Source organism: Actinoplanes sp. NPDC051411 (genome assembly GCF_040682075.1).
Classification (GTDB): Bacteria; Actinomycetota; Actinomycetes; order Mycobacteriales; family Micromonosporaceae; genus Actinoplanes.
This window is the reverse complement of sequence record NZ_JBFBAD010000011.1, coordinates 1-22,716: the sequence shown is the minus strand read 5'-3', so window position 1 is coordinate 22,716 and position 22,716 is coordinate 1. Positions and strand designations below refer to the sequence as shown.

Genomic DNA, 22,716 nt, shown 5'->3' with positions numbered 1-22,716 from the left:
TCGATCATCATGGGTGACGATCGATGCTCAGGGGAACCCGTCAGCGCAAATTGGCATTTGACGAAAGGGCGGGGCCGCGGTTCCACCACAGCGACAGGCCGACCCCGGAGAACACCAGCAGCGCCCCGACCAGCACGAACCAGCTGCTGATCTCGACGTGCTCCTGATGCAGGCCGATCTCCTTGGGCAGCCCGGACAGGATGTCGTTGAGCTTGCCCGCGTCCTGGGCCCGGAAGTAGCGGCCACCGGTCGTGTCGGCGACCTTCTGCAGGGTGTCCTCGTCGATCTCCTGAACCCGGGCCCGCCCGCCGTACCCGCCGAACCCGCCGAAGCCCCCGCCGCCGCGCGGCCCGAACGCGCCGTCGTCGCCGATCTGGCTCGCGCTGCAGACCATCGAGGACGGGTTGGTCGTGCCGAAGCCGATCGTGAAGACCCGCAGGTGCCGGGCGGCCGCCTGCTGGGCCGCGGTCACCGGGTCGACGCCGGTCGTGTTGGAGCCGTCGGTCAGGACCACGATCGTGTCCGGCTGGAAGTTGCCGGGCCGGCCGGGCGCCTGGTCACCCAGGTCGACGCCGCTCTTGGTGACGTTCGGATTGATCTCGGCGATCGCGTCGATCGAGGTCAGGATGCCCTGGCCGATCGCGGTGCCCCGGGCCGTCTTGAGCCCGTCGATCGCGTCGAGCAGCTTGCCCTGGTCGGTGGTCGGCGGCACCAGCAGGCCGGCGATGCCGGAGAAGGCGACCAGCCCGATCTTGGTGCCCTCCTTCTGCGCCTTGATGAACTTGCGGGCCGCGTCGCTCGCCGCGGCCAGCCGGTTGGGCCGCACGTCGGTGCTGCACATCGAGCCGGAGACGTCGAGGGCGAGCAGGATCGAGGTGTTGTCGGCCGGGACCGAGACGGTCGCCTGCGGCCGGGCCAGGGCGGCGGCGAGCGGGAGCAGGCCGGCCAGGAACAGGTAGGCCGGGATCTTGCGGCGCCAGGCGGTGCGGCCGGGCAGGGCCGCCTTGATCAGGGCCACGCTGCTCACGGTGATCGCGGACCGCTTGCGCCGCCGGTTGAGCCACCAGCGCACCGCCGGCAGCAGCGGCACGGCCAGCAGGGCGAGCAGCGCCCACGGCCAGCTGAGCGACATCAGACGATCCTTCCGTGCCAGCGGGTGCCGAGCAGCCCGCCGAGCGTCAGGAACACCAGCGCGGCCCCGGCGAACGGCCCGGTCAGCTCCACCTGCTCCTTCTTGGTGGTCAGCCGCAGGTCGATCGACCTGGTGACCGCGTCGACGGCGTCGGCGTCACCGGCCGCGTGATAGGCGCCGCCGCTGGTCCGGGCGACGGTCGTGAGCTCGGACGCGTCGAGCGCGGTGCCCAGCTGATAGCCGTCGACCTGCACGGTCGCGCCCTTGGCGGTGCCGACCCCGATGGTCTGGATGCGAACCCCGGCGGCCGCCGCGACCTCGGAGGCGGCCTCGGCGTCCGGGCCGCCGGTGTTCTGCCCGTCGGAGAACAGCACGATCGTCCCCGACGGGAAATAGCCGAGGCGGCCGGTGGTCGGGGCCTGGCCGTCCTTGGGCAGCGCGACCGGCTTGCCGGTGATCGTCCCCAGCGAGACCAGGATGGCCTGGCCGAGCGAGGTGCCGCCGCCCGCCTCGGCCCGGTTGATGGCCGCGATCGCGAGGTCGTGGTCGCCGGTCGGGGCCTGGGTGAGCAGGGCGGTGTCGCCGAACAGCAGCACGCCGACGTCCACGCCGGACGGTTGCCCGTCGACGAAGTCGGCCGCGGCGGCCTGGGCGGCGGCGAGACGGCTCGGGTTGACGTCGGTCGCCTTCATGCTGTTGGAGACGTCGAAGGCGAGGATCACGGTGCCGCCGACCTTGGGCACCTTGAGATCGGCCTGCGGCCGGGCCAGACCCACGAGCAGAATCGGGAAGGCGGCCAGGAGGAGGGCGTACGGCAGATGCCGGCGGATGACCGCCCGGCGTGACCCGCCGCCGGCGAGGGAACCGAAGCCGGAAGCGGTGAGTGCGGCGCTGCGGCGCCGCTGCAGGAGGACGTACGCGGTGACCGCGCCCGCCGTCAGCAGCACGGCCAGGATGATCACGATCGGGTAGTGGACGCTCACCGGCGGCTCCGTCCCGAACGGCGCACCATGTCGACGAGGGCGGCCAGCAGATCCTGATCGGTCGTGATGTGGTGCGGGTCGACGCGGGCCTTGCGCATGCCCTCGGCCAGTTCCGCCTCCCGCGCGCCGACCTGACCAGCCAGCCGCTGCCGCAGAAGCGGGTCGCTGGTGTCGACCAGCAGCTGCTCGCCGGTCTCGGCGTCCTCGACCAGGATCAGGCCGACGTCGGGCAGTTCGGCCTCGGCCGGGTCGGTCACCCGGATGACCACGACCTCGTGGCGGTGGGTGAGCATGGCCAGCGGTCGCTCCCAGCCGGGGCCGGCGATGAAGTCGCTCATCACGAAGACGAGGCTGCGGCGGCGGGCCGTGGTGGTCGCGGCCAGCTTGAACATCGCCGACAGATCGGTCGTGGTTCCGGTGGTGGCCGCGGATTCGCTCATCAACTCGCGGGCGATCCGCAGGATCTGATCCCGGCCGGTGCGCGGCGGCATGACCAGGTGCTTCCCGTTGTCGAACAGGATCGCGCCGACCCGGTTGCCGCCCTGCGAGACCAGCCGCCCGAGGCCGACCGCGAGCTCGGTCGCGACCGACTCCTTGCCCTGCCGCGCGCCCTCGCCCCGCCCGGAACCAACCCGCCCGGAACCGCCCCGCCCGAACCGCATCGAGGCCGAGCGGTCGACCACCAGCCAGGCGGTGAGCTCGCGGTCCTCGGTGTACTGCCGGACGAACGGCTCGTCGAGGCGGGCGGTCACGTTCCAGTCGATGTGGCGTACGTCGTCCTCCGGGACATAGGCCCGGAGGTCGGTGAAATCGACGCCGTCGCCGTGCCAGACCGTGCGGTAGGCGCCCTGCAGCCGCCCGTCGAGGCGGCGGCCGAGCCGCCACTCCAGGCGCCGCAGGAGGCGATCGGGTGCGGTAGCCACTTACCGGCCCCGGCCCGCCGGCTCCGGAACCTGCAGGTTCGCCAGGATCTTGGAGAGGATCACGTCGGCCGTGACCTCGTCGGAGAGTGCCTCGTAGGACAACACGAGGCGGTGCCGCATGACATCGAGCGCCAGATCGGACAGATCCTCCGGCACGACGTATTCGCGCCCCCGGATGTACGCGAGAGCCCGCGCCGCCAGCACGAGACTGATCGACGACCGTGGACTGGCCCCGAACGTCACGTAGCGCGCCAGGTCGGCCAGCCCGGCCCGCGCCGGGTCGCGGCTGGCGTGGGCCAGGTTGACCGCGTATTCGATCAGCGACGGGTCGACGTAGACGGTGTCGACCTCGTTCTGCAGCGCGACCAGGCGCTCCGGGTCGATGATCCGCTGGATCACCGCGGCCGGGGCGAGCGCCCGCTCGACGACCACGAACTCCTCGGTCATGCTCGGGTAGCCGACGACGACCTTCATCATGAACCGGTCGACCTGGGCCTCGGGCAGCGGATAGACGCCCTCCGACTCGATCGGGTTCTGCGTCGCCATGACCAGGAACGGGTTGGGCACCTTGTGGGTCTCGCGGCCGATCGTGACCTGGCGCTCCTGCATCACCTCGAGCAGGGCGCTCTGCACCTTGGCCGGCGCGCGGTTGATCTCGTCGGCGAGCAGCAGGTTGGTGAAGACCGGGCCGAGCGACACCTGGAACTCGCCGGTCGGCTGGTGATAGACCCGGGTGCCGAGGATGTCGGCCGGCACCAGGTCGGGAGTGAACTGCACCCGGTGGAACTCGCCGCCGATCGCCTCGGCGAGCGACTTCACCGCCAGGGTCTTGGCCAGGCCGGGCACGCCCTCGACCAGGATGTGACCGCGGGCGAGGAGGGCGACGAGCAGCCGTTCGAGCAGCGCGTCCTGGCCCACGATGGTCTTCTTGACCTCGTAGAGCACCTTCTCGATCGGGCTTTTCTCTTCCGTCCAGCTCATGCGTCCCTCTTCTTGCAGTCCTGTTCCTACAGGGGCGGGGCGGGTTGCCCGCTGCCCCGGCCGGCGCCGAGCGCGGACCCGATCGGGACGGCGAAGCCGATGCCGATGAACGTGTCGGAGCCGGTCGGGTTGGTCAGGGCGACCACGATCCCGACCACCTGCCCGCGCTCGTTGATCAGCGGTCCGCCCGAGTTGCCCGGGTTGACCGCCGCGTCGAACTGGATGAGCCCGCCGATGTCGCCGTTCTTGTCGCGCGACAGCACCCGGCCGAGCCCGGAGACGACTCCGTTGGTCGTGGTGCCGGTCAGGCCGAACGGGTTGCCGATGGCGGTCACGTCGTCGCCGACCGCGACACCGCCGCCGAGCACGGCCGGCACGAGGGTTCCGGGCAGCTTGGCCGGGGTGAGGGTGGCGATGTCCTGCTTGGGGTCGCCGGTCGCGACGGTGGCCGGCGACGAGGTGCCGTCGACGTAGGTGACCTGGACGCTCCTCGACCCGGCGATCACGTGGTCGGCGGTGAGGATGGTCCCGTCGGCGTTGATGATCACGCCGGTTCCGGTGGCGACCTCGGTCTCCTGCCTGCCGTTCACGCTCGAGCTGCCGCCGACCGCCCGGATCAGCACGACCGAGGGGCGGACGGTCTGGTAGATCTGGGCGACGGTCAGCGGGGCGTCGGAGGCCGACGGGCTCGGTGCCGGCTTCGCGGTGACCGGGGCCGGGGTGTCGCCGCCGCCGCGGATCAGGACCACGGCGGTGATCGCGACCGCCCAGATCACCACCAGGCCGATGAGGATGTGACGTCGCTGGGGCCGAGGCCAGCGACGCCGCACGGGCACCGGCGGCTCGTCACCGTCGGTGCGCATCACGGTCATCACGGGACCCGGGCCCGGACTCTCCATGGATCCGACTCTAGGTTCGTTTCCTCAAAATTGGCCGTGAGCGGCCTCGCTGTCTGCGCAACGCGAGATCACCCACCCTCGCCGAATCCGCCGAAACCGGGCGTCGTCACGGTTCGGCCGGTCGCCGCCGCCTCCTCGATCGCCAACCCGACCGCGTGATCGTGCAGGCCCTCGACCAGTGGATAGGGCGGTGGGGCGGCACCGCGTACCCAATCGGCGGTCGCCCGCAGCAGGCGGGCCGTGGCGATCTCATCGTCGTTGAAACGCATCCCCGGCCCGGGGATCGCGTCCCGGCCGATGACCGTACGCACGATGGTGCGCGGCCCGGCCAGCCTCAGCACCTGGTCGTCCTGCAGTTCGCCGTGGCTGCCCCGGATGCGCAGCTGACGGGACCGCAGCTGGTTGCGGGTCTGGTTGTCGGTGAAGTCGTAGAGCCCGCTCCGCCCGCCCCCGAAGTCGAGTGTCGCGATCGTCGTGGTCGCCCGCTTCGGCCGCGGGTCGTCGGTCCAGCCGCCCCGGTCGAGCGGGTCCACCAGGTCGGCCTCGTGCCGGCTCGCCCGGACCGTGACGCTGCCCCGCCCGACCCCCAGGAAGCCCCGCATCAGGGACACCGCGTGATAGAGCTGGGTCGACGAGACCTGCACCTGCGTGGGCGTGCCGATCAGCCCCGCCTCGACCACCGATCGGCGGGCGGAGTGGGTGGGCATCAGCAGATATTGCTCCGCGACCTGCACCAGCCCGGTGCGGCCGACCGCCGCCCAGAGCCGCCGCATCGCGCCGAGATCGCCGGCCGGCGGCGTCTCGGCCAGCACCGGCCGGCCATGTCCGACCAGCTCCTCGACCACACCGGGCGTGACCGTCCGCGGAACCGCCGTGACGACGAAATCGGGCCGGGCCACCCGCAGACACTCCGCGACACTGCCGAACGCCGGCACCGGCAGCGGCCGGGGACTCCGCACCACGGCCCCGACACAGCGCGGCTCGCCCGCCCGCGCACTGATCCGCCAATAGGCCGCCGCCCGGAAGCCACCCCCGACCACCGCGAACGAAACCATCAGCAAGCCTCCCCACATTGCGGCACGTTCGGCAATGCCGAACGGCGTTCCTGGCGCGAACGCCCGCGGGCGGATGACGATCGAGGCAGGCTGCGCCGCCCCGCCTCGGCGTAGCTTGTCTGAGGGCAGGTCGTCAGCCCGGCATCCGAGCGAGGAGCCACCGATGAAGAAACTCATCAACGACCCGGCAACCGTCATCACCGACGCGCTTCGCGGCCTCGCCGCGGCCCATTCCGAGCTGCGCGTCGACTTCGAGAACCGCATTGTCTACCGCGCCGACGCGCCCGTCGCGGGCAAGGTCGGGCTGATCTCCGGTGGCGGCTCCGGGCACGAGCCGCTGCACGGCGGATTCGTCGGGCCCGGCATGCTCGACGCCGCCTGCGCCGGGGAGGTCTTCACCTCGCCGGTGCCCGACCAGATGGTCGCCGCGACCAAGGCCGTCGACGGCGGGGCCGGGGTGCTGCACATCGTCAAGAACTACACCGGCGACGTCATGAACTTCGAGATGGCGGCCGAGATGGCGGCGGCCGAGACCGGCGTCGAGGTCGCCTCGATCGTCACCAACGACGACGTCGCGGTCGAGGACAGCCTCTACACGGCGGGCCGCCGGGGCGTCGGCGTCACCGTGCTGGTCGAGAAGATCGCCGGTGCGGCGGCCGAGGAGGGACGCCCGCTGGCCGCGGTCGCCGAGATCGCCCGCAAGGTCAACGCCAACGGCCGCAGCATGGGCATGGCGCTCACCAGCTGCACCGTCCCGGCGGCCGGCAAGCCCACCTTCGACCTGCCGGACAACGAGATGGAGATCGGCATCGGCATCCACGGCGAGCCCGGGCGGCGCCGGGTGCCGGTCGCGCCGGCCCACGAGGTCGCCGAGATGCTGGTGACCCCGATCCTCTCCGACCTCGACTTCACCGGCGGCGACGGCGTCATCGCCTTCGTCAACGGGATGGGCGCGACCCCGCTGATCGAGCTCTACGTGATGTACCACGAGGTCGCCGAGATCCTGTCCAAGAACGGCATCTCGATCGCCCGGTCGCTGGTCGGCCCCTACATCACCAGCCTCGACATGGCCGGCTGCTCGGTCACGCTGGTCAAGGCCGACGACGAGTTGCTGCGGTTGTGGGACGCTCCGGTGCGTACGCCCGGCCTGCGGTGGGGAGTCTGACAACCATGAGCGACAGCGTCGACGTCACGGCCTGGCTGCACGAGTTCGCCCGGCTGATCGCGGAGCACAAGGACGAACTGACCGCGCTCGACTCGGCGATCGGCGACGCCGACCACGGCACCAACATGGACCGTGGCATGACCGCCGTGGTCAAGGCGCTCGACGAAGGAGGCGGAGGCAGCCCGTCGACCCTGCTCAAGCAGTCCGGGATGAAGCTGATCAGCACGGTCGGCGGGGCGAGCGGCCCGCTCTACGGCACGGCGTTCCTGCGCATGGCCACCGCGGCGGGCGACGCCCCGGCGCTCGACGGGCCGACCTTCGCCAAGGCGCTGCGGGCCGCCCTCGAAGGGGTGGTCACCCGGGGCAAGGCGGTCGCGGGCGACAAGACGATGTTCGACGCCCTGTCACCCGCGGTCGACGCCCTCGACGCGGCGCTGGCCGACGGACAGTCGCTGACCGAGGCCCTCACGACGACGGTGGCCGCGGCCGAGAAGGGCCGCGACGCGACGATCCCGCTGGTCGCCCGCAAAGGCCGGGCCAGCTACCTGGGCGAACGCAGCGCCGGCCACCAGGACCCGGGCGCGACGTCGGTGACGCTGCTGCTCGCCGCCGCGGCCACCGCGGCCGGCGCCTGACATGGTCGGCCTGGTGGTGGTCGGGCACAGCCGTGCCCTGGCCCTCGCCGCGGTGGCGCTCGCCTCCGAGATGGTGCCCGACCAGGCGGTCCCGATCGAAGTGGCGGCCGGCCTCGACGACACCACCTTCGGCACCGACGCCACGGCCATCATGGCCGCCATCACCGGCGCCGACCAGGGCGACGGCGTCGTGGTCCTGATGGACCTGGGCAGCGCCCTGCTCTCGACCGAGCTGGCGCTGGAACTGCTGGACGACGCCGTACGGGAAAGGGTGACGCTGTCGGCGGCGCCGCTGGTCGAGGGGCTGGTGGCGGCCGCGGTCTCGGCGGCGGCCGGGGCGACGCGGCCGGAGATCGCGGCCGAGGCGGCGAACGCGCTGGCCGGCAAACAGGCCCAGCTGGGACTCACGCCGGAGGTCGCGCCGGGCGGGCCCGCGGAGGGTACGCCGTCGGACGCGTCGTTCGTCGTCAGCAACCCACACGGCCTGCATGCCCGGCCGGCCGCCCGCCTGGTCGCCGAGGCGCGGAAGTTCGAGGCGTCGGTCGAGTTGCGCAACGCGACGACCGGCTCGGCCTGGGTGCCCGCCGGGAGCCTGTCGAGGGTGACCACGCTCGGTGCGCTGGAGGGCCACTCGGTCGAGTTGCGCGCGTCGGGGCCCCAGGCCCGCGAGGCGACGGATGCCCTGATCGCGCTGGCCGGACGTGCTTTCGACGAGTCTCCGGCACCGACCGATGAGGTGTCGCCGCCCAGCGCTGCCGCGGCTCCCCGCTCGCCGGCTTCGCCGCCGTCGCCCAGCCCGCTCATGCCCGGCACGCCCGGCCCGGCGTCCACGGTCATGGCCGGACGAGCCGCCTCGCCCGGGATCGGAATCGGACCGGTCTGGCACCTCGGGGGCGGAACTCCCGAAGTTCCGGATGAGCCCGGCCAAGGACCGGCGATCGAACGACGGCGGCTCGACGAAGCGCTGGCCTCGGTGCGGGCAGAGATCGACCGGGTTCGCGACGCCACCGCCCGCGAGGTCGGGCCGGCCGAGGCGGAGATCTTCGACGCACATCTACTGCTACTGGACGATGTCGACCTTTTGGACGAAGCGCACCGGCGGATCCGGGACGGGGAAGCCGCCCCCCACGCCTGGGCGGTCGCCATCCGGCGGACGGCGGCCGCGTTCGAGGCCCTCGGCGATCCCTACCTGCGGGCGCGGGCGGCCGACGTACGCGCCGTGGGCGACCAGGTCCTCCGGGCGCTACTCGGAGTCGCCGCCACACCGGTGAGCGGCGACGGCGTGCTGGTCGCGCCCGACCTGACCCCGGCCGAGGCGGCGGCGCTCGATCCGGCGACGGTCACCGGGGTGCTGCTCGCCGCGGGGAGCCCGACTTCGCACGGGGCGATTCTCGCCCGTACGCGGGGTGTCCCGGCCGTCGTCGGCCTGGGACCGGCGATCCTGGATCTCCCCGACGGCACCTCGGTGGTTTTCGACGGCGGCACCGGCGACGTCGTGATCTCGCCCGGCGCCGAGCAGGAATCGGCGTTCCGACGACGTGCCGCCGAGCAGGAAGCGTCCCGAGCGAGAGCCGCCGCGCGATCCGCGGAGCCCGCCGTCACCCGCGACGGCGTGACCGTCTCGGTCGGCGCCAACGTGGGCTCGGTCGCCGACGCCTCGGCCGCGCCCGGCGCCGACATGGCCGGGCTGGTGAGGACCGAGTTCCTGTTCCTCGGCCGCGACGCCGCGCCCGGCGTCGACGAGCAGGAGGCGACCTACCGGGCGATCGCCGCCGCCTTCGACGGCCGGCGCATCACCCTGCGCACCCTCGACGTCGGCGGCGACAAACCCTTGCGCTATCTGCCCGGTCCGGCCGAGGCGAACCCCTTTCTGGGCGTACGCGGCCTCCGGCACTCCCTCGCCCACCCCGACCTCCTGGCCGCCCAGTTGCAGGCGATGGTCCGGGTGGCCCGCGACTACCCGGTCGACATCATGTTCCCGATGGTCAGCACGGTCGACGAGGTGATCGCGGCCCGCCGCCTGCTCGGTCCCGCGCCGGAGGACCTGCGGGTCGGCATCATGGTCGAGGTTCCGGCCGCCGCGCTGAAGGCCGTCGCGTTCGCCCCGCACGTCGACTTCGTCAGCATCGGCACCAACGACCTGACGCAGTACGCGCTGGCCGCCGAGCGAGGCAACGCCGCCCTGGCGTCCCTGGCCGACGGCCTCGACCCGGGCGTCCTGCGCCTGATCGACTCCGTCGCCCGCGCCGCCCGGGGCCGTTTCGAGGTGGCCGTCTGCGGCGAGCTGGCCGCCGACCCGGCCGCGGTTCCGATCCTGGTCGGCCTGGGCGTCCATGAGCTGAGCATGGCCCCGCCGGCCATCGGGGCGGTCAAGGAACTGGTCCGCACCCTCGACGCCAAGGAGGCGGCCGCGCTCGCCGCCGCCGCCCTGACCCAGCCCTCCGCCGAAGCGGTGCGCAATCTGACCCTTGGTGGAGACCGCGGGCCGACCTAACGTTCTCCAGCGTGCGCAATAAACAGATCAACCTCGTCGATGTGGGGCTGGAGGCGTCCTTCGATGCGTCGATGACGTTTGTGCAGTCGGTGTTGCAGAACATCAACGCCGGCTACGACAACCCGGTCGCCAATATCGACTTCATCCGGTCGCGCGACCTCGACACGGTCCTCTCGGCCTTCACCTCGACCTGTCACGTGCTGCACGTGATGGCCCACGGCGACGCCAGCGAGACGCCGAGCTTCCTCAGCGACGACAACTCGTTCACCGTTTCGTTCGAGGAGCTGGGCGTGGTCGCGGCGGAACGCGGCCGGGGCATCTCGGCCGGGGCGATCCTGGCCGACGGCTGCCGCACCGGCACGGGCGCCTGGCAGCGGGCGGTCCGCGACTGCCTGCAGGGTGAGGTCACCTACATCGGGACCTCGGCCAACATCGGCTGGCACGACAGCACGGTCTTCTGCTCGACCTTCTACGGCGCCCTCTTCCGCAACCGCGGCAAGGGCCTGACGCCGGCCCAGCAGGCTCGCGACGCCGCCGAGCGCGCGGTCTCCGCCTACGCCACCCTGACCGACCGGCCGTGCCCGTTCAAGGTGGTCACGCTCGGCCCGAGCCGGCGGGCGCTGAAAGCGCTGGCGGTGCGGGCCCGCAACGGCTAACGTCCGCGGCGCCCGTGACACCGCGCGAGGAGGTGAGACCCATGACCGCAGCACGCACGTGGGTGCTCCCACTCGCCGTCACGGTCGGGAGCGCCTGACCATTCACGGCACTCCCGAAAGGCACCACCACCATGCGCTTCACCGCAGAGACACCGTCCAACGGCATCGTGGAACGCGACTTCCACCTGGGCGAGATCCCGGGCGTGCTCTGGTCGCCCGCCAAGGCCGCCCCCGGCGCACCGCTGGTTCTGATGGGCCACGGCGGCGGCCTGCACAAGAAGACTCCGGCCATGGCGGCCCGCGCCCGCGAGACGGTCGCCACCTGGGGTTTCCATGTGGTCGCGATCGACGCGCCCGGGCACGGCGAACGCCCGCGCACCGACGAGGACGATCAGGCCCGCGACGACATGCGCCGGGCCATGACGGCCGGCGACAAAGAGCGCTTCAAGGACGTCAGCATCCGCTACATCAGCGGCATCACCAAGCGGGCCGTTCCGGAATGGCAGGCGACCATCGACGCCCTGCAGGGCTGGCCCGCGATCGGCGCCGGGGCGCCGGTCGGTTACGGCGGCGGCGTTTCGATGGGCACCGCGATCGGCATTCCGCTCACGGCCGCCGACCCGCGGATCCGGGCCGCCATCTTCGGCGGCGGCTTCTTCGTGTACGACGAACTGGTCGAGGCCGCCCGCCGCATCACCGTGCCGGTCCAGTTTCTCCTCCCGTGGGACGACGAGCACGTCGACCGCCAGTCGTCGCTGGACCTGTTCGACGCCTTCGCCTCGGCGGAGAAGACGCTGCACGCCAGCCCGGGCGACCACCGCCGGATCCGCTGGGCCGGCGTCGACGACGGATTCCTGGCGCGCCACCTGAGCTGAGGGTCACCGGCGGTCTCCGAGCTTGACGGCCACCACGCCGGCAATGATCAGGAGGCCGCCGGCCAGCTGCGACCAGCCGGGCAACTGGTCGACCAGCAGCCAGGCGAAGCCGACCGCCGCGACGACCTCGAGCAGCGCCACGAAGGACGCGACCCGGGAACCGAGCAGGCGGCTCGCCGCGATGCCGGTGACGTAGGCGAGGGCGGCCGTGACGAGCCCCAGCAACAGCAGCGGAACCCACCACGCGACTGGGCCCGGGGCGAACGAGACGGCTGCCGTGTCGGCGTGCATCGGGAGGATGCCGGTGACGGCCAGCAGGCCCAGAACGACGGCGCCGACGGTCAGCCCGACGCCGGCCAGCGACAGCGGCGGCAGCCCGGTGCCGGTGTCGGCCGAGATCAGGAAGTACGAGGTCGCGCCGACCATCGCGGCCAGCGCCCAGGCCACGCCCGACCAGGCCAGGTGGGCGCCCGAGACCAGGTTGAGCACGAGGACCAGGCCGAGGGCGGCCAGCACGGCGCCGAACACGGTCAACAGCCGGGGACGCTGCCCGCGCCGGATCCACAGCCACGCCACGACGGCGGCCGGGGCGGTGTATTCGATCAGCAGCGCGGGGGCGACGTCCATTTTCGCGACCGCGGAGAAGTAGCAGAACTGGGCGCCGGCGACCGCTAGTACGCCGTACATCAGAAGGCGCGCGAGTTGACCGCGCAGCAGGCCCCACCGCCCGCGGAGCGAAGCGAGCGTGAAGGGCGCCAGCCCGAGCGCCGCGAGCCCGATGCGGGCCAGCACGATCGCGCCGGGGCTCCACCCGTTGGCCAGCAGGCCAGTGGCGAGCGGCCCGGAGAGGCCGAACGAGGTGGCCGAGGCGACGGCCAGCAGCAGGCCGCCACCGACGCTGCGCGAGACGACAACCGGGGTGTCATTGTCTAACTGCGTCATAGAAAATGACGCTAGGGAAGCGCGCGTAAGATGTCAAGGTGCTCTTAGCCCATGACACAGAGGCCTCGCTGCAGGCCGCGGTCGACCTGGTCAACAGCGCCGTGGAGCCGGACACCCTGACCGGGCCGGCCGAGGTCGACGAGTGGTATTCGAAGCATCGCTACACCGGCCGGCGCGATCGCGACGACGCCGAGCTGGCCGCGCTGCGGGAACTGCGCCCGGTGCTGCGGGAGCTGCTGACCGCCGAGCGGGACCGGGCGGCCGGCCTGGTCAACGCCATGCTGGCCGACGCCCGGGCAATCCCCCAGCTGGTCCGGCACGACGAGATGGACTGGCACCTGCACGCGGTCCCCGCCGACGAGCCGCTGGTCGGCCGGGTGCTGGTCGAGACCGCGATGGCGATGGCCGACCTGGTGCGCGGCGACGAGATGTCCCGCCTGGCGATCTGCGCCGACGCGACCTGCGACGGCGTGGTGCTCGACCTGACCCGCAACCGGTCCCGCCGGTTCTGCAGCACGACGTGCGCCAACCGCAACGCCGTCGCCGCCTACCGGGCCCGCCGCAAGGTCACCACGTAGATCGAACTCTGCTGATGTATGCTGCCGGAAACGCCTGAGGTAAGCGCATTCCTGAGGAGAATCCATGTGGACGGCGGCGTTGGCACTCGCGGCACTCATGATCGCTCCCGGCACCCCCGCGCGGCCGGTCCTCAGCCCGAGCGAGGCGGCACCCTTCGTGGCCGCGAACTACTGGCGCTTCGCCGGGGCGTACACCTCGCCGGAGACCGACCCCTGGCGACCGCAACCGATCGTCACCGCCCGGCCTGACCTCGTGGTGAGGAACGGCGAAGCCGTGCAGGCGGCGGTCAACGCCGCCTACCGGATGGGCGGCACCACCCGGCGGCGCATCGCGATCATGCCCGGCACCTACACCGGAACCGTCTTCATCCCGGCCGGCTCGCCCCCGCTGACGATCTACGGCGTCGGCCGCCCGGAGGACGTGCGGCTGGAGTTCACGGTCGACGCGACGATCACCCCGGCGGCGTGGGCCACCCTGGTCAACCCGGACGGCCGCTACGCCTCGGGCGACCCGGCGTGGCCGATGTTCCAGTCATGCGCGACCAAGACCAGCACCACCGCCGGCCTCTGCGCGACCGTGGTCTGGGCACAGAGCACCGACCTGCAGCTCAAGGGCCTGACCATCACCAACACGCTGCTCGACACCGTCGACCGCGGCACCCACCAGGCGCTCGCGCTGCGCACCGACGCCGACCGCACCCAGCTGGAAGATCTGCGCCTGATCGGCCGGCAGGACACGCTGCTCACCAACGCCGACGACGTCGCCCGCATCGCGCGGGTGTCGGTCCGCGACAGCTACATCGAGGGCGACACCGACTTCGTCTTCGGCCGGGCAGCCGCGGTCTTCGACCGCTGCCGCTTCCGCCTGGTCTCCAGCCGCAAAGACTCCGGGGGCGTCATCTTCGCGCCGAACACGGCGCCCTCCTTCCCGTACGGGTTCCTGGTCACGCATTCCCTCATCGAGGCGGACGCGGGCTACCGGGCCGCGCCGACCGGATTTCTCGGGCGCGCGTGGGATCAGGGTGCGAGCGCGACCGGCTACCTGCCCGGCGTCACCCCGAACGGCCAGCTGGTCCTGCGCGACAGCGTCCTGGGCCGCGGCTTCAACACGCTGACCCCGTGGGCGCCGGCCGCCACCACGGCGCGGCCGTTCCTGGCCCGCACCGACCCGGGCCGCGACCTCAACGACGTCAACTACAACCGCCTGTGGGAGTACGCCAACGTCGGCCCGGGCGCACACACCTGATCCCACCCGGTCCGCAGCGCCCGACCTCACCCCGGCCCGCGGCGCCTTTCCAGGCCGTCGATCAGGAGGTCGAGGCCGAAGGCGAACTCGGCCTCGTCGTCGCATCCGCTGAGCGCGCCGTCGTGGGTGACCGCCGCGGCCAGCTCGACCACGTGCGGCAGGGTCTCGGCCCATTCCGGCGGGGGCGGGGCCGACTCGCCGGCCGCCGGCGCGTCGTCGAACAGGTCCTGACTGAACCCGAGGATGCGGCTGCCGAGCAGGTGGATCGCGTGGTGGCCGAGGTCGACCGAGCAGCCGCCGGTCCGCATGACCGCGAGCACCCGCTCGATGTGAAGCAGCACGGCCGGCGTCGGCGTGGCCCGGTCGGTGAAGACCCGGACCGCCCACGGATGGCGCAGCATGACCCGCCGCGCCCCTATGATCAGCGCCCGCAGTCGCGCGGTCCACGCCCCGGCGGCCGGTGCCTGCGGGATCTCGGCCGCGACCGCGTCGGCCATCGCACCGAGCAGCGCCTTCTTGTCGTGCACGTGGTAATAGATCGACATCGCGTCGACCCCGAGGTGCTGGGCCAGGCGCCGCATGCTCAGGCCGTCGAGCCCGTCCCGGTCGGCCAGCTCGACCGCGGCGGCGACGATGCCCTCCCGGCTGAGCCGGCTCGGGGCGCGGGTGGCGGCACGACTGTCGGAAGAACGGCGGGGCACGGGCTTGACCCTACAGTGTAGGGTGTGCCCTACGGTGTAGACCTACAGTGTAGGGGGAAGCTCCGATGCCCAAACTGCCTCCGCGGTGGTTCGTCCGAACCGCCTGGACCACCCACCGCGCCCTCCTCCGCGTCACCTTCGACCGGGTGGGTCTCTCCCACCCCACGCCGGGCCGCTGCGGCATGCTTCGGCTGCACACCATCGGCCGCCGCTCGGGACGCCGCCGGGCGGTCGTGCTGTGCTACATCCAGGACGGCGACAACCTGGTCACCCTGGCCATGAACGGCTGGGACCGGGCCGACCCGGCCTGGTGGCACAACCTCCAGGCCCAACCGTCGACCACGGTCGACCTGGTGGGCCGCCCCCGGGCGGTCGAGGGCCGCCGAGCCGAGGGCGCCGAGCGCGATCGCCTGTGGACGGCCCTTCACGACTACCAGGGCTACGGCGACCTCGACGCCTTCGCCGCCCAGCGGGGACGCGAGACCACAGTGGTCGTCCTCGCCCCCGCCGCCTGACAACGCCGAGGCCACGCCTGCGCCTCATCGCCGGGCGCCGAAACGCAGCCCGATTCGCCGGCGTCCGCCTTCCTGCCCAGGGTGCTTTCCCGACCGGGGTGCTTTCCCGACCCGGGTACTTTCCCGACCCGGGCGCTCCCCCGACCCGGGCGCTCCCCCGACCCGGGCGCTCCCCCGACCCGGGCGCTCTCCCGCTTGGCGACCCAGCACCTCGCCGCCCGGCACCCGCCGACGGGGCCCCGCCGCTCCGCTTGCCGAGGGGCGGGGCGGCCTGGCTACTCGGCGCGGAGGGCGGCGGCGACCGAGGTGCGGGCGGCCCAGCCGGCCGGGATCAGGGCTCCGATGACGGCCAGGACGATGCCGGCGGCGCCCAGGCCGATCAGTTCCGGGGCGCCGTAGGCCGCCGCCACCTCGTGCGGCATGCCGGTGCCGGCGGCCCGGGCGATCGCGCGGATGATCACGCCGTGGAGCAGGACGCCGAGCGGGACCGCCAGCACCCCGCCGGCCAGGCCGATCGCGACCATTGAGGACACCACCGTGATGCGCACCTGGCGCGGGGTCTGGCCGATCGCCTTCAGGACGCCGATCTCGTGGACCCGTTCGCGGGTGTCGAGCACGACCGTGTGCAGGACGCCGAGGGCGGTCACCGCGCAGAGCAGCAGGCTCAGCGTGCCGATCAGGGCCAGGGCGACCCGGATGCTCTCGTGGTCCTGGGCGGCGGTCGTGCTCTGGGCGACCGCGGTCTCGCCCAGCGCGTCGTTGAGGCGCTGGACGTAGGTGCCGGTGCCGGTGCCCGGCGTCAACGCCACCTCGAACACGATCGGGTCGCCCGGGTCGGGCAGGCCGGCGGCATCCATGATCAGCGTTGACCCGCTGCCGTTGGTGAACGCCTCGCCGACGATGTGCAGCCGGCGGCTGCCCTGCTGGGTGGTCACGGTGATGAAGTCGCCCACCCGGGTGCCGGTCAGGTGCAGCATCCGCGACGAGACCACGGCCTCGGCCGGGGTCTGATACCAGCGCCCGGACAGCATCGGATAGCCCGTCCAGGTGGCGCCGCCGTCGTAGGCGTTGATCTCGATCTGCGCGCTCGACCCGGCCAGGCTGCCGTCGACCGGCGTCATCCCGACGACGTGGGCCGTCCCGGTCGTCGCCGCGATGGTCTTCCGCACGGCCGCCACATCAGTGCTGCGGCCGGCGCCGACCGGATCGTTGGATCCCGGCGGCCCACCAGGACCGCCGGCACCACCCGGGCCGGGACCGATGCTGACCTGGACGGGCGCTGCCGCCGAGCGGTCGAAGTCGGCCACCACCCGGGACAGCGACGTCGCCAAGCCGATCGCGAAGATCAGGGTCGCCGAGCCGAGCAGCACCGCCAGAACGGTCACCGCCGAGCGGGCCGGCCGGGCGAACGGGGTGCCGAAGCCGAACGCGACCGGCTGCGGGAGGCGACTGGCGGCCAGGGCACGGCGTACGCGGAAACCGCGACCGGTCCGCGGAGCGCGACCGACGGTGATCGCCTGCACCGCCGGGAGCCGGCCGGCCCGGGCCGCCGTCACCACCGCGACCGCACCGACGATCAGCGGGAGGCCGAACAGCACGGCCAGTCCCGCCCACGGCGGCACCGACGTCGACCCGGGCAGGCCGTAGGCCTCGGCGGTCTGGGACAGGATCGGGAACGACACCGCGTAGCCGAGCGCGGTCCCGGCCACGCCGGCCGGCACGGCCACGGTCAGAATCTGTCCGGTGTGGACCAGCACCACCTGCGCCGGGGTGAAGCCGAGCGTCTTCTGGACGCCGATCGCGCGGAAGCCGGCCACCACCGCGCCCGCCACCACGTTACCGATGATCAGCACCGAGATCGCGAGGCCGAGGAGCGCGAAGGCGACCACGAACGGCACGATCGCCTTGAGGTTGGCCGAGATGCTCAGCTTGACCGCGAGGTAGCTGGTCGAGCCGGTCAGCGGGAAGCCCGCCGTGGCCGTGGCCAGCCCGGCGCGCACCGCGGTCTCGGAACCGGCCGACGCGAACCGGTAGAGCATCTGCCGCCCGGTCGCGGTGAACTGGCCCGGCCACACCCACGCGCTCGCCGTCCGGGTCGCCGAGCCCGCGACGCCCACCACGGTCAGCGTCGGCCGGCTCGGCAGGTCGAGCGTGACCCGGTCGCCGATGTGCCAGTCCCGGCCGTAACCGGGCACATCGCTCGACAGGACGATCTGGCCCGTCCCGGTCAGCCAGTGGCCGTGCGAGATCGCGAGCCGGTCGACCTCGCCGCCCGCGTCGGACCGCGCGACGATCAGGCCGGCGGGCATCAGCGCCCGCCCCTCGATCGACGGCCCGGCGGTGAACGTGCCGAACGGCCCCGCGGCGGCGGTCACGCCCGGCCGGTTCGCGGTCGACGCGACCGCGACGCCGGGCGGAAACGCGGCCGCGGCGTGCGCCCCGTGCTGCCGTTGGAAGGCCTTCTCGAACGGCGCGTCCGACGCGACCAGCAGGCCCAGGCCGAGGACCGCGGTCGCGCTGGACAGCAGCACCACCGCCGCGATGATGGCGCTCTGCACACGATGCCGCCGCACAGCCGCCCAGCCCAGCGAGAGAACCGCCCTCACGCCGCCCACCGCCCGTCGCGCATCGTCTCGATCCGGGTTGCCGCACCCTTGGCGAGACTCTCGTCGTGGGTCACCAGCAGCACGGTCTGGCCGCCCTGGTTGAGGTCGCGCAGCAGCCCGAGCACCTGGGCACCGGCCCGGGCGTCGACCGCACCGGTCGGCTCGTCGGCCAGCAGCAGCGGCGGCCGGTTGATCAGGGCGCGGGCCACCGCGACCCGTTGCCGCTCGCCGCCCGAGAGCCGGGCCGGATAGGCGTCGGCCCGGCCGGCCACCCCGAGGGCCTCTAGCAGCTCGTCGGCCCGGGCCCGCGCGGCCCGGCGGGAGCTGCCCGCCAACTGGGCCGGCAGCAGCACGTTGTCGCGGGCGGTCAGCTCGTCGAGCAGGTGGAAGAACTGAAAGACGATGCCGATGTTGGCTCGCCGGAACCGGGCCAGCGCGGTCTCGGACAGCCGGTTGAGCACGGTGCCGGCCACCTCGACCTCGCCGCCGCTCGGCCGGTCGAGCCCGGCGACCAGGTTGAGCAGAGTCGATTTCCCGCTGCCCGACGGCCCCATCACGGCGACCGCTTCACCGGGTGCGACGGTCAGGTCGACGCCGCCGAGGGCGGGCGGTCCGGCCGGCTCGTACTGTTTGACCACTGTCCGCAGGCGCACCAGATTGTCCATGCCCGGCAACGTAGGAGCGCGGGCACCGAGGGCACATCAACCCGAGGATTGAACCCCGGCACGGCCGTCAACTCGCGGATGTAAACCCCTGGGTTGATGCCGGCGCGGCGCCGGATCCGCAGAATGAGCCCATGCCTCGCTACCTCACCCCGCGCCGACTCGACGTCGCGCTGGTCGTGGTGCTCGGCATCGCGACGATCTATTACGCGCGCACCGGGTGGAACACGGAGAGCTCGAACGGCGACGCACCGTTTCTGATCGGCCCGTTTCCCATGCCGCTGCCACCCTTCCCGCCCCCGCCGCCGAGCTTCTCCGACACCCTGCCCGACATGCTGGAAAACCTGGCCGTCGTGTTGATGCTGCTGGTCCGCCGACGATGGCCGATCCAGCTCTTCGCGACCCAGTTCGGCTGGCTGCTGGCCCTCGACGTCGAGAGCAACCCGGCATCGCTGCTCGCGGTGATCATCGGCGCCTATTCGGCGGTCGCCTTCGGCCGCCGGCTCTGGCTGTCGATGGGCACGCTGCTCGCCGCCTGCCTGCTGATGGTCGCGGTCAAGCAGAACACCTGGCCGAGCCTGCCCGACTGGTCCGGCGTCTTCGTGATCCTGCTGCCGGTCGGCCTGATCGGCGCCGCGGTCCGGGCGGGCCGTGAGCGGGTGCGCGCGTCGGCCGAGCGGTCCGAGGCGTCGACCCGGCTGGCGGTCGCCCAGGAGCGGTCACGCATCGCCCGCGAGCTGCACGACGTCGTCAGCCACCACGTCAGCGTGATGACGATCCAGGCCGGTGCCGCCGGCAAGGTCATCGACGCCCAGCCCGGCCTGGCCCGCGAGGCGCTCACCGCGATCGAGTCGAGCGGCCGCGAGACGATGGCCGAGCTGCGCCACCTGCTCGGCCTGCTCACGCCGGGCCCGGGCGACGAGATGCTGCATCCGCAGCCCGGCCTGGAACAGCTGGATCAGCTGATCGCGACGGTCCGGCAGGCGGGCCTGCCGGTCACTTCCCGACGTACGCCGGTGGACCTGCCCCGCGGTCTCGACCTGACGGCCTACCGGGTCGTGCAGGAGGCGCTGACCAATGCCCTGCGATACGCGCCGGGCGCCGCGACCGACGTGGCGGTGAGGGCCGACGGCGACGGCCTCGTCATCGAGGTGGTCAACGACGCGCCACCGCCCGGCACCGCGGTTCCGGCGGCCGCGGCGGGCTCGGGCACCGGCCTGCTCGGGCTGGCCGAGCGCCTCAAGATCTACGGCGGCACCCTGGAAACCGGCCGCCGGCTCGGCGGTGGCTTCCGGGTGACGGCCCGGCTCCCCTTGGAGGCGACCGCATGACCGGGATCGCGATGCGGAGGACGCAGTGACGCGGGTGGTGATCGCCGACGATCAGGTGCTCGTGCGCAGCGGCTTCACGATGATCCTGGCCGCCGAGGGCATCGAGGTGGTCGGGCAGGCCGGCACGGGCGAGGAGGCCATCGCGGCCGTTCGCCGCCTGCGGCCCGACGTGATCCTGATGGACATCCGGATGCCCGGTCTCGACGGCCTCGAGGCCACCCGGCGCATCCTCGCCGAGGCGCCGCTCACGACGGCCGGCGACCCCGTACGCGTCGTCATGCTGACCACGTTCGACCTCGACCAGTACGTCTATGCGGCCTTGAGCGCCGGAGCGAGCGGCTTCCTGCTCAAGGACGTGACCCCCGACCACCTGGTCCACGCCGTGCGCCTGGTCCAGGCCGGCGACGCCCTGCTCGCTCCCACGATCACCCGCCGCCTGGTCGAACGCTTCGCCCGCTCCGACCCGTCGTGTGCCGCCGCGCACCGCGACCTGGCCGCTCTCACGCCGCGCGAGCGCGAGGTCCTCGTCCTCATGGCCGGCGGTCTCAGCAACACCGAACTGGCGGCCGCCCTCCGCCTGAGCGAGGCCACGGTCAAGACCCACGTGACCCGCATCCTCACCAAGCTCAACCTGCGCGACCGCGTCCAGGCGGTGGTCCTCGCCTACGAGACCGGCCTGGTCACGCCCCGGCTCGCCGGATGATCACGGGCTCGTGAGGCGCTCGCGGAGCGCCGCCACCGCCTCGGAGAACACGGCCCGGTCGAGCACCGACCCGGTGTAGCGCCCGGCCCGCACCGGCTCGTCGAAGAACAGGTCGGGCAGCGTGTCGCCGGACGGCCCCAACCCCAGCCGGCGGTTGATCGCGAACTGCAGCCGCAGCCGTTCGGCGCCCAGCGCGAGCACGTCGGGCCGGCGACCGGTCACCGCCTCGACCAGGTCCTCGACCTGGCTGAGCCGCAGCGGCCGGGTCGGCGTCGCGGCGAACAGGCACACGCCGAGCGCGTCCAGCCCGCTCCACAACCGCATCAACTGCGCGGTCCCGTCGACATCGAGCCGTCCGCGCGGCCGCGGCACCTCGACCCCGAGCCGTCGCATCTCGGGGAAGCTCGACGGCATCCCCTCGTCCGGGTCGAAGTCGAGGTCGTGCTCGATCAGGTCGTAGCGCGGCCCGATCGGCGAGACCGCGTAGGCGAGGCCGAGGTTGGGCTGCACCCGCGGGTCGAACGGCGGTACAGCCACGCCCTTGGTGGTCATCCGGGCCGCCGGGAGATGCTCGATCCGGTCGGGCCCGACCGGCACCTCCGCCCCGGACAGCACCGCTTCGGCCAGCGCCGCCCCGACTTCGACCGGGTCGAGGCCCAGTTGTTCGCAACGGGCGAGCAACGGCCACGGGTCGGCGATCCCGGCGTTCGGCCCGAGCATGGCCAGGGCTTCCTGGTGGAGGCCGGCTCCCGCGTACACCTTGATGCAGTCGGTGGGGCACCCAGGGCAGGCCGCGACGCCCGCGGCGCGGGCGATGGCGTCGGGCACGACGCCGAGCCCGCCGCCGCGCGTGGTGTCGGTGAAGCCGTCGACCGGCGCATATCCGGGTTCGCCGGCCCACACCCCGAACCCGGGTGTTCCCCGCTGCCAGACGGTGAGCTGGTTGGTGGCCGCCTCGGCCGCATAGGTGGCGGCGATGCGGGCCACCGCCGCCGGGTCGGCGACCGGCACCGGCGCGTCGCCTACGGCGACGATCGCCTTCACGTTCCTGGCGCCCAGAACGGCCCCGAGACCGAGTCGCGGCAGCGGGTGGTGACGGCAGGTGACGATTGACGCGTACGGGATCTGCCGCCCTCCCGCCGGACCGATGACGGCAACCGCGGCCCCCGAGCCGTGCCGTTCGAGCAGCCGGTCCGTTGCCGGACCGGTCTCGCTTCCCCACAGGTCACCGGCCGGTTCGATCGTCGCCCGGCCGTCGGAGATCACCACGCAGACCGGCTCGGGAGCGCGTCCATAGAGGACGATGCCGGTGACGCCGGCCGCGCGCAGCCCGGCCGCGAAGGGTCCCTCGGCGCGGGTTTCCGCCACACCGCCGGACAACGGCGAGACGCCGATCGCCGCGCATCGGGCCGTGCCGGGCGCGCCGGAGCCTCCGACCTGTCCTGCCACCAGCGCGAACGGCCTGTCCTCGAGGCTTGCTTCGACCAATCTGAGCGCGTCGACCGGGCCTTCGAAACCGAACGGGGCGGACGCCGGCGGCGAAGGGGGCAGTTCGCCGCCGGCGAGCGAGTGGCGGTTAATGCCCCCGCGGGCCCGGCCGGTAACGCGTACACGGCCACCGACGCGGCGTTGAT

At 72.9% G+C, this 22,716-nt stretch carries 21 protein-coding genes; 10 read left to right on the top strand and 11 right to left on the bottom strand.

The features are described from left to right. Positions 1-40 precede the first annotated feature (40 nt). The 6 genes from AB0M88_RS08580 to AB0M88_RS08555 form a co-directional block, all read right to left on the bottom strand. Entirely contained in the window at positions 41-1,132 is a 1,092-nt protein-coding gene (locus AB0M88_RS08580) for a VWA domain-containing protein (protein WP_364097502.1), read from the bottom strand. After that, on the bottom strand, positions 1,132-2,115 hold the full coding sequence (locus tag AB0M88_RS08575; RefSeq protein WP_364097500.1) for a VWA domain-containing protein: 984 nt from the start codon (positions 2,113-2,115) through the stop codon (positions 1,132-1,134). Before AB0M88_RS08575 ends, AB0M88_RS08580 begins: the two co-directional genes overlap by 1 nt. Further along, entirely contained in the window at positions 2,112-3,038 is a 927-nt protein-coding gene (locus AB0M88_RS08570; RefSeq protein WP_364097497.1) for a DUF58 domain-containing protein, read from the bottom strand. The genes AB0M88_RS08575 and AB0M88_RS08570 overlap by 4 nt, the downstream gene beginning before the upstream one ends. Continuing rightward, positions 3,039-4,019 (bottom strand): AAA family ATPase, encoded by a 981-nt coding sequence (locus tag AB0M88_RS08565; protein ID WP_364097494.1) that lies wholly within the window; start codon positions 4,017-4,019, stop codon positions 3,039-3,041. It abuts the gene before it with no gap. 26 nt (positions 4,020-4,045) lie between these two features. Beyond that, complete coding sequence (locus AB0M88_RS08560) at positions 4,046-4,918, bottom strand: trypsin-like peptidase domain-containing protein (RefSeq protein WP_364097491.1); 873 nt, start codon at positions 4,916-4,918, stop codon at positions 4,046-4,048. A 68-nt stretch (positions 4,919-4,986) separates the two neighbouring features. Continuing rightward, positions 4,987-5,973, bottom strand: a complete 987-nt coding sequence (locus AB0M88_RS08555; RefSeq protein WP_364097488.1) for a gfo/Idh/MocA family oxidoreductase — start codon at positions 5,971-5,973, stop codon at positions 4,987-4,989. 163 nt (positions 5,974-6,136) lie between these two features. Here AB0M88_RS08555 and dhaK point away from each other — a divergent pair, with 163 nt between their 5' ends. The 5 genes from dhaK to AB0M88_RS08530 all read left to right on the top strand — a co-directional run bounded on the left by dhaK (position 6,137) and on the right by AB0M88_RS08530 (position 11,798). Further along, entirely contained in the window at positions 6,137-7,138 is a 1,002-nt protein-coding gene (gene dhaK / locus AB0M88_RS08550) for a dihydroxyacetone kinase subunit DhaK (protein WP_364097485.1), read from the top strand. A 5-nt stretch (positions 7,139-7,143) separates the two neighbouring features. Beyond that, positions 7,144-7,773: a dihydroxyacetone kinase subunit DhaL gene (dhaL, locus tag AB0M88_RS08545; RefSeq protein WP_364097482.1), complete on the top strand. Its 630-nt coding sequence runs from the start codon at positions 7,144-7,146 to the stop codon at positions 7,771-7,773. 1 nt (position 7,774) lies between these two features. Next, positions 7,775-10,267: a phosphoenolpyruvate--protein phosphotransferase gene (gene ptsP, locus AB0M88_RS08540; protein ID WP_364097479.1), complete on the top strand. Its 2,493-nt coding sequence runs from the start codon at positions 7,775-7,777 to the stop codon at positions 10,265-10,267. Positions 10,268-10,278: 11 nt separating this feature from the next. Next, the gene (locus AB0M88_RS08535) at positions 10,279-10,923 is read left to right on the top strand and encodes a hypothetical protein (RefSeq protein WP_364097476.1); all 645 of its coding nucleotides are present in this window, start codon (positions 10,279-10,281) and stop codon (positions 10,921-10,923) included. A gap of 131 nt (positions 10,924-11,054) precedes the next feature. Beyond that, on the top strand, positions 11,055-11,798 hold the full coding sequence (locus AB0M88_RS08530) for an alpha/beta hydrolase (RefSeq protein WP_364097473.1): 744 nt from the start codon (positions 11,055-11,057) through the stop codon (positions 11,796-11,798). A 3-nt stretch (positions 11,799-11,801) separates the two neighbouring features. Here AB0M88_RS08530 and AB0M88_RS08525 read toward each other — a convergent pair whose 3' ends face one another. Continuing rightward, positions 11,802-12,740 carry a DMT family transporter gene (locus AB0M88_RS08525; RefSeq protein ID WP_364097470.1) on the bottom strand — a complete coding sequence of 313 codons (939 nt, stop codon included), beginning with the start codon at positions 12,738-12,740 and terminating at the stop codon, positions 11,802-11,804. Positions 12,741-12,778: 38 nt separating this feature from the next. On the opposite strand from AB0M88_RS08525, the gene AB0M88_RS08520 reads away from it, so the two are divergent. Further along, positions 12,779-13,318 carry a CGNR zinc finger domain-containing protein gene (locus tag AB0M88_RS08520; protein ID WP_364097468.1) on the top strand — a complete coding sequence of 180 codons (540 nt, stop codon included), beginning with the start codon at positions 12,779-12,781 and terminating at the stop codon, positions 13,316-13,318. 64 nt (positions 13,319-13,382) lie between these two features. Next, positions 13,383-14,564, top strand: a complete 1,182-nt coding sequence (locus AB0M88_RS08515) for a putative acyl-CoA thioester hydrolase (RefSeq protein ID WP_364097466.1) — start codon at positions 13,383-13,385, stop codon at positions 14,562-14,564. Between the two features lie 26 nt (positions 14,565-14,590). Here the strand turns inward: AB0M88_RS08515 and AB0M88_RS08510 are convergent, their stop codons facing one another. After that, a complete protein-coding gene (locus AB0M88_RS08510; RefSeq protein ID WP_364097463.1) occupies positions 14,591-15,265 on the bottom strand; it encodes a TetR/AcrR family transcriptional regulator C-terminal domain-containing protein in 675 nt (224 codons plus the stop codon). A 65-nt stretch (positions 15,266-15,330) separates the two neighbouring features. Here AB0M88_RS08510 and AB0M88_RS08505 point away from each other — a divergent pair, with 65 nt between their 5' ends. Continuing rightward, on the top strand, positions 15,331-15,780 hold the full coding sequence (locus tag AB0M88_RS08505; protein WP_364097461.1) for a nitroreductase/quinone reductase family protein: 450 nt from the start codon (positions 15,331-15,333) through the stop codon (positions 15,778-15,780). A gap of 275 nt (positions 15,781-16,055) precedes the next feature. Here the strand turns inward: AB0M88_RS08505 and AB0M88_RS08500 are convergent, their stop codons facing one another. Both AB0M88_RS08500 and AB0M88_RS08495 read right to left on the bottom strand, forming a co-directional pair. Then, complete coding sequence (locus AB0M88_RS08500; RefSeq protein WP_364097458.1) at positions 16,056-18,386, bottom strand: FtsX-like permease family protein; 2,331 nt, start codon at positions 18,384-18,386, stop codon at positions 16,056-16,058. Next, a complete protein-coding gene (locus tag AB0M88_RS08495; RefSeq protein WP_364097455.1) occupies positions 18,383-19,051 on the bottom strand; it encodes an ABC transporter ATP-binding protein in 669 nt (222 codons plus the stop codon). The genes AB0M88_RS08500 and AB0M88_RS08495 overlap by 4 nt, the downstream gene beginning before the upstream one ends. A gap of 131 nt (positions 19,052-19,182) precedes the next feature. Between AB0M88_RS08495 and AB0M88_RS08490 the strand changes: the two genes are divergently transcribed. Together AB0M88_RS08490 and AB0M88_RS08485 are read left to right on the top strand one after the other, a co-directional pair. Next, positions 19,183-20,379, top strand: a complete 1,197-nt coding sequence (locus AB0M88_RS08490) for a sensor histidine kinase (RefSeq protein WP_364097452.1) — start codon at positions 19,183-19,185, stop codon at positions 20,377-20,379. 25 nt (positions 20,380-20,404) lie between these two features. Next, positions 20,405-21,082, top strand: a complete 678-nt coding sequence (locus tag AB0M88_RS08485; RefSeq protein ID WP_364097449.1) for a response regulator transcription factor — start codon at positions 20,405-20,407, stop codon at positions 21,080-21,082. On the opposite strand, the gene AB0M88_RS08480 is transcribed toward AB0M88_RS08485, so the two are convergent. Next, positions 21,083-22,716, bottom strand: a 1,634-nt coding sequence (locus tag AB0M88_RS08480) for an aldehyde ferredoxin oxidoreductase N-terminal domain-containing protein (RefSeq protein ID WP_364097446.1), incomplete at its 5' end; no start/stop codon positions are given. It lies immediately after the preceding gene.

Bases quoted from the DNA above. Each gene is read 5' to 3' on its own strand.
- AB0M88_RS08490 (WP_364097452.1), top strand. From the start codon at position 19,183: ATGCCTCGCTACCTCACCCCGCGCCGACTCGACGTCGCGCTGGTCGTG.
- AB0M88_RS08565 (WP_364097494.1), bottom strand. From the start codon at position 4,019: ATGAGCTGGACGGAAGAGAAAAGCCCGATCGAGAAGGTGCTCTACGAG.
- AB0M88_RS08555 (WP_364097488.1), bottom strand. From the start codon at position 5,973: ATGGTTTCGTTCGCGGTGGTCGGGGGTGGCTTCCGGGCGGCGGCCTAT.
- ptsP (WP_364097479.1), top strand. From the start codon at position 7,775: ATGGTCGGCCTGGTGGTGGTCGGGCACAGCCGTGCCCTGGCCCTCGCC.
- dhaL (WP_364097482.1), top strand. From the start codon at position 7,144: ATGAGCGACAGCGTCGACGTCACGGCCTGGCTGCACGAGTTCGCCCGG.
- AB0M88_RS08560 (WP_364097491.1), bottom strand. From the start codon at position 4,918: ATGGAGAGTCCGGGCCCGGGTCCCGTGATGACCGTGATGCGCACCGAC.
- AB0M88_RS08515 (WP_364097466.1), top strand. From the start codon at position 13,383: ATGTGGACGGCGGCGTTGGCACTCGCGGCACTCATGATCGCTCCCGGC.
- AB0M88_RS08525 (WP_364097470.1), bottom strand. From the start codon at position 12,740: ATGACGCAGTTAGACAATGACACCCCGGTTGTCGTCTCGCGCAGCGTC.
- AB0M88_RS08505 (WP_364097461.1), top strand. From the start codon at position 15,331: ATGCCCAAACTGCCTCCGCGGTGGTTCGTCCGAACCGCCTGGACCACC.
- AB0M88_RS08495 (WP_364097455.1), bottom strand. From the start codon at position 19,051: ATGGACAATCTGGTGCGCCTGCGGACAGTGGTCAAACAGTACGAGCCG.
- AB0M88_RS08530 (WP_364097473.1), top strand. From the start codon at position 11,055: ATGCGCTTCACCGCAGAGACACCGTCCAACGGCATCGTGGAACGCGAC.
- AB0M88_RS08580 (WP_364097502.1), bottom strand. From the start codon at position 1,132: ATGTCGCTCAGCTGGCCGTGGGCGCTGCTCGCCCTGCTGGCCGTGCCG.
- dhaK (WP_364097485.1), top strand. From the start codon at position 6,137: ATGAAGAAACTCATCAACGACCCGGCAACCGTCATCACCGACGCGCTT.